Genomic DNA, 14,194 nt, shown 5'->3' with positions numbered 1-14,194 from the left:
CACCTACGATACATGGCACATTTCAATGAAAAACGTTAGCTGCATGCTTAAAATCTCGTAAATAGCAACTTAGGTTCTATAGCGTAGCACATACTTCCAGTTTGTGCTATGAAGATTTCAGATACTACTACAAGTCGCACGTTTTGGATAGGTAATTCCACTTCCATTCTTTCCATTCTTTGACTAAGCCTATTTTTACCGGATTATTGAGGACATACCTAATAATTCGATGCAGCTCATCTGGATTACGGATACAATGGTCGTAACTTTCGTGTTGCCAGAATGCGCCGCTACGTCCTAACATTTGATTTGCTTTTTGTGCTGTATAACTTTTGAGTGAATGCATGATTGAAGATAACGAATGGTAACGCATAGTGTGAGTCTGTTTATCATCTGTTACAGAAGGTCGGAGTTCCAGTGGTGTGAATACGATATGAACATGGTTTGCCATGATGCAGTATGAAATTAAAGAATATACTTTCCCATTTAGGTGGTGAAGACTCTCAGCTACCAATTTAGCTATCTGTTCGTTTTTGAGCCATACGGGTCCGTTATTTGCTTGATCTAATGTTTCTTCAAATTTTCGGAACCACTCACGTTTCTTTTTTGGGATATCTTGTTTCTGTTTGAAGGTTATCTGTTCTGCTGCTTCAAGTTTTCTCTTTTCTGTGATGTACTGTTGTAAGAGATGTTTCGGTATTGATCCTGTCAGGTTAAATGTTATGAAGAAGGTTGCCCCTGGAGGTTGTATATGTGGTAAGTTACGACGATAGTAGAGTTTGTAGTTATATTGATTCATTTTTAGTTTTTTCCGTTTTAGACCTATATTTTTTGTAGCGTCTACTTCCGAATTGGTGCATCCATTATCTGTGTAGCGTCCATTTCCAGTTGGCGAGAAACAGAACTCTACAGAAGACACAATCTGGAAGATTGTGGCACAGTATGGGCTAATGTCTACAGAAGACACAATCTGGAAGATTGTGCTACAACATGACCCAATCTGGAAGATTGTAGTACAGTATGGGCTAATGTCTAATGACCAACCATGTAATGAGTTCAAATTCAGTCTTTTCGGTAATCTGGTTGTCAGCAATCGGCAGCAGCGCGTCAGCACTTGCGTCAAGTTGATCGTTGACCTTCCGGTTGTATTCCTCGCGAATTGAATTCAGTGCGGTATTGAGCAGCATCTCATAGATGGTCATATCTTTGCCATTGTCAGTTTCTTCGTTAAACCAGTGGCAAAGATCTCGGTCATGCTTCGTTTCCCCAACACAAAGCTGACTGAACCGTTCTAAGATCCGTTTTGGATTGGTAAACCCGATAGATACCTCACCTTCCTCACTTATATGAAGAAGATAATAGGGATGAATCGGATTGAGTTTTTTCCCCTCTTCACCGTCCTCTACCTCACCGGTCTGCTTTAGACAGAAGATGACCCCCGGTTTGATATTCACAGGAATCCCGTCGTGTGTGAGTGGTGCAGTGACGGCGTATAAACCAAGCGGGGCATCTCTGAGTTTCGCTTCATTTTCACGGAGATAGTCGAGCAGCTGCGCCCGGAAATCGTCAAGCGTGAATTGGTTGAGATTCAACTGCTCCTCAATATCTTCAAAATCAAGGATTTCGGTTTGCATGCGGCGGAGTTGTTCATCGCGGTGCGTCCAGACCTGTTCCATGCTCTCTTTTTCCTTCAATGAAAGTAGATCATCGTCGCCTGTAGCAGTGAGATTGACGAGTGCCATGCGTGCTTCAACGCGAGGTTTGAGATTGATGTACGCGTCGAGTTCAGGCGTGGGCCAGAAGTTAATGAGGTGAATCTTTTTGTTCCTGCTGCCGATACGGTCAATTCGTCCGAAACGTTGGATGATACGGACAGGATTCCAATGAATATCGTAATTGATGAGATAGTCGCAATCTTGTAGGTTTTGTCCCTCGGAGATACAATCGGTAGCAATGAGAAGATCTATTTCGGGAGTTTCACCTTCTGTTTCGCTATCGTCTCTCTCTTTGGAGATGGGTGAGAAATTGGTAAGGATTTCGTCAAAGTCGTTTCGGACGAGATCGCTTCTGCTTGTACCACCGGTAACAACAGCACTCTCAATATTAAGGGTCTCGGTTGCCCATTTGCGTAGATTATCGTAGAGATAGTTAGCGGTATCGGCAAAGGCGGTAAAGACGAGGACTTTGCGATTCTCTTTCCCGTCTCGGTTTTTTGTGGGGTTCTGCACCTTAGTGGCAATCAGCTGCTTGAGTTGCTCCAATTTAGCATCGCGCTCAGGTGTAATATTGTTCCCAATTCTGTAAATTTTATCCAATTGCATTCTATCGTCTCGAAGATCGGCAAGCCAAGCGTCAAGATTGAGGTGTTCAAATGGATAGAACTGGTTTTTCCCCGCTTCTATGCCAGTTTGTAGATCGTAATCTTCATCATCACCGTATTCCTTTTCAGCTTCAGCCAACGGATCAAAACCCGCTTCTTTTTTAGCCTCCCCATTTAAAAAGTTTTCGATTTTGGATTCAAGTTCGGCAATTTCTTTAACGGTACGTTCCAATGTAGTTGTGAAGGAGTGAACACTACTCTCAAGTCGTTTGAGAAAGTTCACCTTCATCATACCAATAAGGTTGAACTCGCGCTGCCGGAGAAGTCTCTCGCCATAATGATGGCGGCATTCTTTACGGATATAATTTGATGGAATAAAGCGTGCGAGTTTGTAGCCATCAATTTGGTGGCTAATCGCTGGGTAGGTCGGGAATTTACCTTGCAGATCAATTTCAGGAAAGATAGATTTCGGAGGTTCGCGATCTGGAAACTGACCCACTTCTTCAATAGCATTGTCATAGAAATTGATGACATGCGTCCGGGAACGGGCGATAGTGAGTCGATCTAATAAGGCAAAAAAGTCAGCGTTCAGGCTTTCCGCAAGGCTTTCCTGTTTTTGAGAGTTTTTGGGCATCTGCTCAGTTTCTGCTGTCCACGTATCAAAACGACTTTGTGCAGCGTTGAGCGTCCCCCTAATGCTTGGAATACCAGTCTGTCTAAAAGCGTCGTCCTCATCTTCAGTGATTAAACAGATCTGATTCGCAAGATCAGTGAGTCTATTGTTGACCGGTGTAGCGGAAAGCATAAGCACCTGTGTTTTGCCGCCACTCTGGATGACATCTTCCATCAATTTCTCGTAGCGGACACCACGATTTCGGAAGTTGTGGGATTCATCAATAACGATGAGATCATATCCGTCCCATTCGTGCTGCGCCAAGTCAATACCGTTGGCATCTCCATATTCTCGATTCAAATCTGTGTGTGCCAGCACATTGTAGCGGAACTTATCGGCTTTCAGTGGATTACGTCTTCTCCGATAGTGTACCGGATAAAGCGTCCAGTTCTTTTCTAACTTTTTCGGACACAGTACCAAAACATTCTTATTTCGCAGTTCAAAGTACTTGATAATCGCGAGTGCCTCGTAGGTTTTGCCCAATCCGACGCTATCAGCGATAATACACCCGTTATAAGCTTTGAGTTTTTGGATGCACGCCTGAACACCGTGCCTTTGAAAAGCATAGAGCGTCTGCCAGATTTCCATCTGCAAGAATGAAGGATTCGCTTCGGCAAATTCCGCGTCGCCTACATCTGCCAATATGTTTTCAAAGAGATGGTAAAGCGTTTTATAGTAGATGAATTCGGGGTCTTTGTCCTGATAAGCATTTTTCAAATTCCGCACAACCTCGTTCGTTACATCCTCTACCTGATCCGATTCCCAGAGGTTATCAAACCACGCTTTAAGGTCGGCACAGTCGCTTTTGCTATCAACTTCGAGGTTGAGTTCTATATTGTTGGCGGTTTCGCTCAATCCCAAGCCGCGGACAGTAAAATTGGAACTGCCGATAAGCGCATCCTCGCTCCCGTTCTTCTCAATATAATACATTTTGCCGTGCAGAAAGTTTGACTGACGTACCGATTTGATTTTAACCTTCTTCTCAATCCAATTCGCACACGCCTTAGCGACTTCGCTTTGCGGGAGATAATTCCCAAGACTTAATCCTGTTTCGGTTAACTCAAACGCCTTGCTTTCGGTTTTTTGTGGATCTATTCCGCCGATAAAACTCGGTTCTCCGAAAAGGAAACGGAGTTCCTTGATACTGCTCAACTCATCTCTAAGTTTATTAAAGGCGTAAATGGTGAAATAAGCAGAAACAATGGAGAGGGAGGAACCGTCTTGGATTTTATCTCGCAGAAAATCGGCGACGGTGCCATACATGCTGTTGTCTCGGATGTGGGAGGTATTTGACATTGCGTTATCTTTCTGGAAATGGTTGCTATAAATATATTCTCGCTTGGGAGCGGGAGATTGCTCCTACAAGATAGGATACCAATAACGTTCAAAATTCGCAAGCATAAAAAATCAAGATGTGATAAACTATAGTAGGTTTTAGAATTACTTATACACTCTGCACCGGCGAGATTGGAATGCACGTCGCATGAATCAACGGTATGAATGCCTTAATGGCATTCCCCGGATCGAGTCCGCTGCAAAACCTCGCCTACCGAGGGAAGGATTCGAGTTAAAATAACAGGAGAAAAAGATGACGAAATGGATAATGTACTTAGCAATAATTTTCTGTTTTGGGATTGCTGCCCAACATACCAATGCGAAAGAACTTACATTAGATGATATTTTTCCAACAGACCGCATTATAGACGTGCAGATTACGCTGTCGCAGCAGGATTGGGATACAATCCGGTATCAGTCACGGGATATCAGAACAGCACTCGGTGCCTCCCGGCAATTCAAGCCGATGGAAAGTCCGTATACTTATGTTGACGCGAGTGTCAGCATTGATGGCGTAGTTTTCCCAGAGGTAGGAATCCGTAAAAAAGGGTTTATCGGTTCACTCAGCCACACGCGTCCGTCCCTCAAAATCAAACTAAATCACGTTGACAAAGATGGTGAGATTGAAGGATTAACAAACCTAACGCTTAATAACAACAAACAAGACACAGGTTTGGTGAGCCAGTTTATAGGGTATGCGCTGTTTAATGCGATCGGATCACCTGCACCGCGATGCGCGTATGCGAAAGTAACAGTGAACGGCAAAGACCTTGGAATATATTCGCACGTAGAAACCATGCGGGCACCCTTATTGAAACGTGCCTTCGGGAACAGCGATGGTCCCCTCTACGAAGGGACGGTCGTGGATTTTTATGAAGGTTGGGAAAACAGTCTTGAACACAAACGTGGCGACGATACACAGGGCAGGACACACATTAAAGCCTTGATTGACCTTCTGGCGGACCCAAAAACAACAGAGGTTGACATCGGTAAGTTGGTAGATTTGGAGTCGTTTTATAAGTTCTGGGCTGCTGAAGGCTTAGTCGGGTTCTGGGACGGTTACTCGGGGAACAAGAACAACTTTTTTGCCTATTTGAACCCTGATGATAACAAATTTTATTTCATTCCGTGGGGCATGGACTCTGTCTTTACCAAGTTGAGTAAAATTGATTTCATGAACGACGCAGGGGCACCAATCTCTGTTAAAACACAGGGACTGATCGCCTATAAGTTGTATCAATCCGAGTCCGGACGACAACAGTATAGGAAAGTGCTTACTGAGATTTTAGACAAACATTGGAACACAACGGAATTGTTAGCGAGGTTAGACGAAGTCGCTGTGATGGTTGAGCCACATTTAGTGCCTGCTCAGCGTGTGGTTGAAGAAGAATGGGGCAGAGGTGGAAGGTCGGGAAACGCGCCTAAGCCGACTTTTGAGAGTGAATTAGCGGCAGCACGCGACTTCATTCGCAGCCGCAAAAGTGATATACAGCGGGAAATTGCTGACGGAATGCCGATATGGAACAAACAACCCGACCCGCCGTTCGCTATTCCAGAGGATGGCGACCTCATGAAAGGGTTTCTAAAATTAACAGAAAATACCTTAATAGGTGCTGCACGCGCCGGAGACATCGCAGCTATCAAACAACACATAGCAGAGGGTGCCGATGTTAATGAGACGCGTTTTGAGATGCCGCCCTTGGCATGGGCAGCGATGATGGATCAAACGGCTGCTGCTGAACTGCTGCTCCAACATGGGGCGGATATCAACGGCAGAAATCGAGATGGGAATACGCCTTTGCATTTGGCTGCGTTTTTAGGACGCGCTGAAACTGCTGAACTGCTTATAAACAACGGTGCTGATGTAAACACAAAAAATGGCGACGGGGCGACACCTATAGACATTTTGGCGGTGCCTTGGGAAATGACGCAGTTTTTGTCGAGATCGTTAGGCGTAAAGCTCGAACAGGAGCAGGTCGCAGCAGGGAAAGCCAAAATCGCTGAGATGCTCAAGGTCGAACCACCTTCGGAATCAGACGCGGTCATAGGTGATATATGGGCGGCAGCATTCACGGGTAACACCGCGGTACTGAAACAGGCTTTAGCAGATGGCGCGGACCCCAATGCCATGAACATGGAATTCGGGTCAACACTGTTGAGCACAACGGCATTAATGGGCCACACAGCAGCAGTCGCGATGCTCCTCGAACGCGGCGCAGAGATCAATGTCAGGAGTCGAGACGGTGGAACTGCACTACACGCAGCGGCTTTCTTCGGACACGCTGAAACAGCAAAGTTACTTTTAGAAAAGGGTGCGGATACAACCATCCAAGATAATCAGGGCATGACCCCTCTGGCTGTCACGAAAGTTGACTGGCAACTGACGCAATTCGTGGCTGGGATGCTACAGATAGAGGTGGACGAGGCAGAAGTTAAAGCAGGTAGAGCCGAGGTTGCGAAGCTGCTTACAGGGCAGAAAAAATAGAAGATGTCGCGATCGGAAGATCGCCCCTACGAAAGAGGAGGAAACCGATGCCTAATTCGCAGACGAACGCTGAATCTATTCAAGAGAGATCAGTGCCTCACACAATAACACTGGAGGAGTTTCTTGAAAACGATTTCGAGGGGTATGAGTACATAAAAGGAGAATTAGTGCCGATGGCAGCTGCCGCAATTGTGCATGGTGAAATAGGATCTAACGTTCATTTTCTTTTAGCATCGCACGTTCGTGAAAATAAATTAGGGCGTTTATATATTGCAGAAACGACATTTCAGCTGGGTGATCGGGTGGTAAAACCTGATATTGCGTTTGTCTCGACAGAACGGTTGTCAGAAGATAAGCTAAAAGGATTCTCAGTAGCTCCTGACCTCGCGATTGAGATAGTTTCGCCAACAGATAAGCATTATGACGTTACCGAAAAGGCGTTAGCCTATCTGAAGGCAGGGACACGCTTGGTCTGGGTTATTGAACCGATTATGAAAACGGTTACGGTCTATCGTTCTGAAATGGACTTTACACTGCTGAATTTTGAAGACACCTTGACAGGTGAGGATGTCGTTGAAGGGTTTACGTGCCCGGTGGCACAGTTGTTTGAATAGATTTTTTGATTTGATGCCAGTGGACTAATAGCCAATAAATTTGACTTTTGTTTGGAAAAGCCGTATAATATTGCCATGCATAGTTGGTAGAGAATCTGACCCGCGTCAGCCTTTGGCGCGGTCTCTACCCCTTAACCGAGTCAGATCGGGTAACTATGCCCGAGGAAAACTATGCATCCTGAGAAAAATAGCATATCACGTAAACTTTAGGGTGTCATCCGACAACCCGTATTTTCGGATATTGTAGTGTTTGTTTTGCAGATAGGTTCTCTATTTATACCAACTATGCTGTGCTATGTGTTTTGGGTTTACATTGCACAAGGGGTTTTAACCCCTCTATATGCATTTAAGGTGACACTATGAAAGCCAACCGTTTAAGCCTATTAATTATCGGTGCAATTTTCGTTGTCATCGTGATTATCGCTGTTTTTCTTCTCAGGCAACCGTCTGAAAGTGAACCAACCTATGAAAAGTCCGCATACGAAGGATTCGCACTTATTGTAGAGGTGAATTGCCCAATTGAAAAAGCGAAAAACGAGATAGAAAGTTACCTGAAAAGTGAATTGCGAAGACTCGGAGATGTAGAGATTAATAAAGGGTATGTAACTCACGTTCTATATATAGACGCGATATACACTGATCTTTTTAAAGGAAATATGGCAATTTCTTATGTTTTTGTAGAAAACCATGTAACAGGATTGATTCTTAAAGGTCGTCAATTAGTCAATTATACGCCAAATATCCAAAAGTTATCTGATGTTTGTAAAGACATGATAATAGGTATTGATGTCCATTTTCTTGAACCGATACGTGAGAGCGAATAACCTATATAACAACAGCCCTGACTAATTCCGAAAAAGTTTGATTTTTTTAATTTTATATGTTAAAATATTCTCCACGTTAGTTTGCAAGATAGGGTAATATACCCGGTTTTCCTAGTGGTTTCATTGCTAAATTTATGTGCAGGTGGTTGTGCTTAGCCCCATAGCATTGTTTTCTTAAAGGATACTCTCAAAACATTTGTAGAGGCACTCTGTTTTATGAACACACAGTCAATTGAGGTTCTTGACCTATGAACTTTCAGGAATTTGAAAGAGTAGAATACAAACACAATATCCTATTTGAGGTTGTATTTCAGGCTCGCTTTCCTGCAATTATGAAAATATCACAAGAAACACCTGCCGAATTTCAGGATATTGTAAGAAAAGATGGGTATCCGGAACTAGAGTCAGAGATTTCTCTCTTGCCTCCTGGTATGCCTAAAGAGTTTGAGAAAGTAGTTTCTGAAAATAAAATATTTCGCTTTTTTTCCGAACAGAGAGATTGGCAAATATCCTTAGCAAATAATTCTATCGCTCTCGCTTGTACCGGAAACTATAGAAATTATGCAGACTTTAAAGAAAGACTCAAAAAGGTTCTGCAAACATTCAGTAAAATTTATGAACCATCTTATCTTATTCGCATTGGTCTTAGGTATCGAGATATAGCGAATAGAATCTTTCTTCCACACACAAAATATGAGGTTGAGGCTTTTATTCCTCAGCATATTTTCCCGGAACTACCTACACCCTTGGCAGCAGATATCAAGACTTTAGAAAAAATATCTCAATTCAACGATGGAAACATAAAAGCGAATGTGATTCATGTTTTGTCTGAGGTATCCGGAAGGTTCGGACAAAATCAATTGGTGAATGAAAAATCGTATATAATTGACGTAGACTGTTTTGTCGAAAACAAAATAGAAGGGATAAACAATGTCCTTACAAAATGCGACCTACTCAAGCGACTTAGTTGGAACATCTTCCAGTGGAGTATTACCGATAGCTTACGCGAGGTCATGGGAAAATCAAACTCATGAGGACGCTCATATTTTCCTTAGCTCACCAAAATCGTTTGAATCTGCCGAGATAACTGCTTGGCCCGATCTGTCCGTTCATTCACCATTACTTACAATGTCCTTCTCTGCTGTTGCCACAACTAAGTCGTTAGATGATATCCGAATTTTCGAGCAGCTTGCTAGGGGCCTCGGTCAAATATCAATGTTGTATGAACCCACCATAGGATTAAGGGTATATCTCCAACAGACAACCGATGCAATTCCTTCATTCTACGTTGGCGTAACTACGTTTGAACCAGAGAATTTGACAATTGCAAATCCAGAACTAGGAGATTTTTGGAAGATAATCCACCAATCCATGCAAAAACGTCAAATATCAGATCGACTTGATGTTTTAGCACAGCGAGAAGACAATTGGGATGGATACGACTCCCAGAAACCGACTGAATTAACTCTAAATCGTGCGCGGGATCTTATGGAGGAATTGTTTGATTCTATCATTTCTGCCGGACATGTGTGGCTCACGCCCTTCATCTCCAGCGATGAAGATGGCCATATAACTGCAGAATGGTATGAGAAAGGACGACAATTACATATTCAAATCGGAGAAAATGAGATGGAGTATCTCCAAGTATGGGGGATAAATATTGATACGGAAATGCACGAAGGTTTTCTTAACCATGACAATTATCTAACGCTCTGGGAATGGTTACTTGATGGGTAAAAACGATTCTGTACGGAATGATGAGTTGCTGTATCGAAGCGTACGAAGTGAATCGGAAGTCGAAGAATATTTTTTTGACAGAGGGAAGCTTATAATTCGCCCAGCAGCTTTCAATGATAAAGGTAAAAAACCATCCGTGGATAGAGCAGAACTAAGAGAATTCGATCCCTCCCTCTCTAAATTAAACGAAACGGACGGTATTGTTAGCCTTATCGCCGGTGATATCCGGGGAATCAAAGAGGTGAAAACAAAAGCCGAGGATAAAAACGTTGTTCATGCCGTAGATGTTATCTATGACCCTACTCCAGAAAATTCCGCCCATTCACAAATTATTGTGGCCCCCGAGTTTTTTGGCACAGGTAGCAAGCAAAAGCGTACATTTAAAAAGTTACGGATTGCACTTGCTACACTTGCAACTGAAAACGGATGGACATTAGAACCACCAAAGGTAAATTAAGAGTTCATATCAAACAAAATGGGCGGATAAGGAAATCCGCCCTTACACTTTAAAGGGCTTTGATAGTACTTCTCTGGCGTATGCTTGCAGATAGAGGATTGCTTCCACTGAAGAGGTCCCTAAGGAAATGAGTTTATACCTATTCTGGCAAAGAGATCAATCAGTTCTTACCTATAGGAGAAAAAGTGTAACATGGCAAAATCAATTACCTATAGTGACATTTTAGAAACCGGCGATAGCGGCATTTATGACATCCAAACGCATGCCGCGGGTCCCGAAGGCAGCTTACCGCTCACGGCAGAGATGCTCCTCACTCGACCGAGCGGCGATATATTTGGCTTGAGCCACAACACAGCGATGGGTTGGGCCCCAACAGAACTGCGACGCGAAGAATTTCTGATTCTCAGCACGCAAGGCGGTATCCGCGCCCCTGACGGTACGCCTATCGCCCTCGGATACCACACTGGGCATTGGGAAGTCGGGCTTCTCATGCAGGCAGTCGCATACGAACTTAAGGAACTCGCTGCAATTCCGTTTGCAGGCTACTGCTCCGACCCGTGTGATGGACGGACACAAGGCACCGTCGGTATGATGGACAGCCTCGCCTACCGCAACGATGCTGCACAGGTTTTCCGCCGACTTATCCGTTCGCTACCGACGCGGCAAGGGGTTGTGGGTGTTGCTACGTGCGACAAAGGTCTACCCGCGATGATGATGGCACTCGCTTCAATGCGAGAGCTACCCGCTGTCCTTGTCCCGGGTGGCGTGACACTGCCGCCGACGACAGGTGAGGATGCCGGAAAAATTCAGACCATCGGTGCACGTTTCGCGCACGGTGAAATCAGTCTGCAAGACGCGGCGGACATGGGATGCCGCGCTTGTGCAACACCCGGTGGCGGTTGTCAATTTCTCGGAACCGCCGCAACTTCACAGGTTGTCGGTGAAGCGTTAGGTATGAGCCTGACCCATACGGCGTTAGCACCGTCCGGACAGAACATCTGGTCGGATATGGGACTCCGTTCAGCCCGCGCTGTGGTAAACTTGGCTGCGAAAGGGTTGACGATGAATGACATCGTTACATCAGAGTCAATTCGGAACGCTATGGTGGTGCATGCAGCGTTTGGCGGATCGACGAATCTCTTACTACACATTCCCGCGATTGCGCACGCTGCCGGACTCCAACGACCCACCATAGAGGACTGGACTGAAGTTAACCAGAACGTCCCACGTCTCGTGGATGTCCTCCCGAACGGACCCGTTGGACACCCGACGGTACAGGTTTTCCTCGCCGGTGGCGTGCCTGAAGTTATGCTACACCTGCGTGAACTCGGATGTCTCAACGAAGATGTGTTAACGGTAACAGGCGAAACGCTCGGTAGCAACCTGGATTGGTGGGCAGCGTCTGAACGGCGCGCACGTGTTCGTGAAATCCTTGAAGCAGCGGATAACGTTGCTCCTGATGATGTCATCCTAAATCCAGATGCAGCCGCGGCAGCAGGATTGACAAGCACCGTCACGTTCCCACGCGGCAACCTCGCACCAGAAGGATCTGTCATCAAAAGTACTGCTATTGACCCAAGCGTCGTCGATGACGATGGTGTGTATCGGATGACGGGACCTGCGCGGGTCTTTGTTCGTGAATCTGATGCGATCCAGACGCTTAAAGGACAAGCCGAAGGGCATATCCAACCGGGGGACATCATAGTGCTGTGCTGTCGCGGTCCGCAAGGCACAGGTATGGAAGAGGTTTACCAACTCACGGCTGCGTTGAAACATCTGTCGTTCGGTAAAAACATCGCCTTGATTACAGATGCGCGATTCTCTGGGGTTTCGACGGGGGCGTGTATTGGACACGTCGGACCGGAAGCACTTGCAGATGGTCCTATCGGGAAAGTGCTTGATGGCGATATAATTCAGATTGAGATTGATACCCGACGACTCGTAGGCAGCATCGATCTGGTAGGACACGGTAGTGAGCATTTCGGTGCTGAAGTGGGGGAACGTCTGTTAGCAGAGCGACAACCGAGGCAAGACCTTTCATCGGATGAGGCGTTACCAGACGATACGAGACTCTGGGCAGCACTACAATCTGTCGGCGGTGGTACATGGGGTGGCTGTGTTTACGATGTAGACGCAATCCTCAACGCTCTGAAGTAAGTATATGAAATATTGGGTACCGCCTCTCCTATACATGGCACTTATCTTTGGCATTTCGTCCTTGGAACAACCACCGCTGCCGATGCCGGAATTTGAATGGCTGACAATTGACAAACTCTACCATTTTATCGAATACGCCATACTTGGTGGATTACTCGCAAGAGCCTTTGTGAAGGCGAAACCCTCAGTAGTGCCATCACATCTGGTATGGTTTATGGCAGCACTATTGTCAATTCTCTATGGTGCGAGTGACGAATGGCACCAGACCTTCGTTCCGGGTAGATTCGCTACGCTCGCAGATTGGGTTGCAGATGTGGTAGGATCAATTGCCGGTGTGTTTGGTGCCTATCTCTATTATAGAAGCCGTCAGCAATCAGCGGTCAGTGGTCAGAAAAAAAAGAAACGTTCCTGACTTACGTTTTTACTGGTCGCCGAAAACTGACAATTGACAACCATTAAAAAAGGAATTAATATGCATCCACTCGTTGACTTGAAAGTGCCAGAAGACTCCGTTGCTGTTCATTGGTTTGAACAGAGCAGTTTTGCGGTAAAGGATTCGGCTGGCACGATTGTCCAAATCGATCCCTATTTTCCGCGGGAACGTCCAGCGGATCGTTTCATTTATACCGAGCCCCCACTCGACGAATCAACACTTCCAACCGATTTCGTCCTTTTAACACACGCACACGGAGATCATACCTGTTCAGAATCCATAAGCCGAATTTGGGAGACCTCCGATGCCACTCGGTTTGTTGGACCTGAAGAGAGCACCTGTCAGATTCTGGCAGAAACAGATGTGGCTGCAGCAAATGTTTCGGAAATCCGTGCTGGAGAATCAGCAACACTCAGTAATCTCACCGCGCATGCTGTCTATGCCAAACCGCCTGAAGGTGATGCGTCTGCAGATATAGACCCACCTGATGTTACACATTTGGGTTACGTTATTGTCAGCAACGGTGTAACGCTCTATTTTAGTGGAGATCCGATTAACAACTTCGCGGAGCATGATGAACTGATTTCGGCAGTGGCAGCATACAAACCGGATGTCGGTTTCCTGACGAACCACCCAACGGAAGGTGAATTCCCATTCTACGATGGATGTGTGAAAATGGCAACGCGTATCGGATTGAAGCATGCTGTGCCGGTGCATCGTGCCTGTTTCGTCACGCGAGATTATGATCCGAACGAGTGGGCATCCAACTTTCCTGCTGGTAGTCCCAAACCGCTTATTATTGAGAGAAATTCATACACTATTTATCCATAGAAAGGAGCAGTTGTCAGGGTTAGTTGCCACGCACAGTTTTTTAACTGAAAACTGAAAACTGAAAACTGAAAACTGATAAGATATGTCTCTACAAGAACAAAAGACCCCGCTTGTTGGTATTGTAATGGGAAGTGATTCCGATTTGGAAAAGATGGCGGAAGCCGCAAAGGTTTTAGAAGAATTTGAGGTCCCATTTGAGATAACCGTCTCCTCTGCACATCGTTCACCAGAACGGACAGTCGCGTGGACGGAAAAGATTAAAGCCGAAGGTGGTAAGGTAATCATTGCTGGCGCAGGACGCGCAGCACACCTCGCGGGTGTCATTGCA

General features: G+C 45.4%; 12 protein-coding genes. 10 read left to right on the top strand and 2 right to left on the bottom strand.

Annotation, left to right across the window (positions count from 1 at the left end):
- Positions 1–127: 127 nt before the first annotated feature.
- On the bottom strand, positions 128–799 hold the full coding sequence (locus OXN25_10450; protein MDE0425279.1) for a hypothetical protein: 672 nt from the start codon (positions 797–799) through the stop codon (positions 128–130).
- Positions 800–1,025: 226 nt separating this feature from the next.
- Positions 1,026–4,289, bottom strand: a complete 3,264-nt coding sequence (locus OXN25_10445; protein MDE0425278.1) for a helicase-related protein — start codon at positions 4,287–4,289, stop codon at positions 1,026–1,028.
- 292 nt (positions 4,290–4,581) lie between these two features.
- Here OXN25_10445 and OXN25_10440 point away from each other — a divergent pair, with 292 nt between their 5' ends.
- The 10 genes from OXN25_10440 to OXN25_10395 form a co-directional block, all read left to right on the top strand.
- Positions 4,582–6,813, top strand: a complete 2,232-nt coding sequence (locus OXN25_10440; protein MDE0425277.1) for a CotH kinase family protein — start codon at positions 4,582–4,584, stop codon at positions 6,811–6,813.
- 47 nt (positions 6,814–6,860) lie between these two features.
- Positions 6,861–7,427 (top strand): Uma2 family endonuclease, encoded by a 567-nt coding sequence (locus OXN25_10435; GenBank protein ID MDE0425276.1) that lies wholly within the window; start codon positions 6,861–6,863, stop codon positions 7,425–7,427.
- A 359-nt stretch (positions 7,428–7,786) separates the two neighbouring features.
- Positions 7,787–8,251 (top strand): hypothetical protein, encoded by a 465-nt coding sequence (locus OXN25_10430; GenBank protein MDE0425275.1) that lies wholly within the window; start codon positions 7,787–7,789, stop codon positions 8,249–8,251.
- 248 nt (positions 8,252–8,499) lie between these two features.
- Positions 8,500–9,285: a TIGR04255 family protein gene (locus OXN25_10425; GenBank protein ID MDE0425274.1), complete on the top strand. Its 786-nt coding sequence runs from the start codon at positions 8,500–8,502 to the stop codon at positions 9,283–9,285.
- 337 nt (positions 9,286–9,622) lie between these two features.
- Complete coding sequence (locus tag OXN25_10420) at positions 9,623–9,988, top strand: hypothetical protein (protein ID MDE0425273.1); 366 nt, start codon at positions 9,623–9,625, stop codon at positions 9,986–9,988.
- Positions 9,981–10,445 carry a hypothetical protein gene (locus OXN25_10415; GenBank protein ID MDE0425272.1) on the top strand — a complete coding sequence of 155 codons (465 nt, stop codon included), beginning with the start codon at positions 9,981–9,983 and terminating at the stop codon, positions 10,443–10,445. The genes OXN25_10420 and OXN25_10415 overlap by 8 nt, the downstream gene beginning before the upstream one ends.
- Positions 10,446–10,637: 192 nt before the next feature.
- Complete coding sequence (locus tag OXN25_10410) at positions 10,638–12,602, top strand: YjhG/YagF family D-xylonate dehydratase (protein MDE0425271.1); 1,965 nt, start codon at positions 10,638–10,640, stop codon at positions 12,600–12,602.
- A 4-nt stretch (positions 12,603–12,606) separates the two neighbouring features.
- A complete protein-coding gene (locus OXN25_10405) occupies positions 12,607–13,014 on the top strand; it encodes a VanZ family protein (GenBank protein MDE0425270.1) in 408 nt (135 codons plus the stop codon).
- 60 nt (positions 13,015–13,074) lie between these two features.
- On the top strand, positions 13,075–13,866 hold the full coding sequence (locus OXN25_10400) for an MBL fold metallo-hydrolase (protein ID MDE0425269.1): 792 nt from the start codon (positions 13,075–13,077) through the stop codon (positions 13,864–13,866).
- A gap of 82 nt (positions 13,867–13,948) precedes the next feature.
- Positions 13,949–14,194: 5-(carboxyamino)imidazole ribonucleotide mutase (locus tag OXN25_10395; GenBank protein MDE0425268.1), on the top strand; the 246-nt coding region annotated here is incomplete at its 3' end.

The sequence above is a fragment of the Candidatus Poribacteria bacterium genome (assembly GCA_028820845.1).
Taxonomy (GTDB): domain Bacteria; phylum Poribacteria; class WGA-4E; order WGA-4E; family WGA-3G; genus WGA-3G.
This window is presented reverse-complemented; position numbering and strand designations above follow the sequence as displayed.

Bases quoted from the DNA above. Each gene is read 5' to 3' on its own strand.
- OXN25_10410 (MDE0425271.1), top strand. From the start codon at position 10,638: ATGGCAAAATCAATTACCTATAGTGACATTTTAGAAACCGGCGATAGC.
- OXN25_10450 (MDE0425279.1), bottom strand. From the start codon at position 799: ATGAATCAATATAACTACAAACTCTACTATCGTCGTAACTTACCACAT.
- OXN25_10430 (MDE0425275.1), top strand. From the start codon at position 7,787: ATGAAAGCCAACCGTTTAAGCCTATTAATTATCGGTGCAATTTTCGTT.
- OXN25_10425 (MDE0425274.1), top strand. From the start codon at position 8,500: ATGAACTTTCAGGAATTTGAAAGAGTAGAATACAAACACAATATCCTA.
- OXN25_10440 (MDE0425277.1), top strand. From the start codon at position 4,582: ATGACGAAATGGATAATGTACTTAGCAATAATTTTCTGTTTTGGGATT.
- OXN25_10415 (MDE0425272.1), top strand. From the start codon at position 9,981: ATGGGTAAAAACGATTCTGTACGGAATGATGAGTTGCTGTATCGAAGC.
- OXN25_10445 (MDE0425278.1), bottom strand. From the start codon at position 4,289: ATGTCAAATACCTCCCACATCCGAGACAACAGCATGTATGGCACCGTC.
- OXN25_10400 (MDE0425269.1), top strand. From the start codon at position 13,075: ATGCATCCACTCGTTGACTTGAAAGTGCCAGAAGACTCCGTTGCTGTT.
- OXN25_10435 (MDE0425276.1), top strand. From the start codon at position 6,861: ATGCCTAATTCGCAGACGAACGCTGAATCTATTCAAGAGAGATCAGTG.
- OXN25_10405 (MDE0425270.1), top strand. From the start codon at position 12,607: ATGAAATATTGGGTACCGCCTCTCCTATACATGGCACTTATCTTTGGC.
- OXN25_10420 (MDE0425273.1), top strand. From the start codon at position 9,623: ATGCAAAAACGTCAAATATCAGATCGACTTGATGTTTTAGCACAGCGA.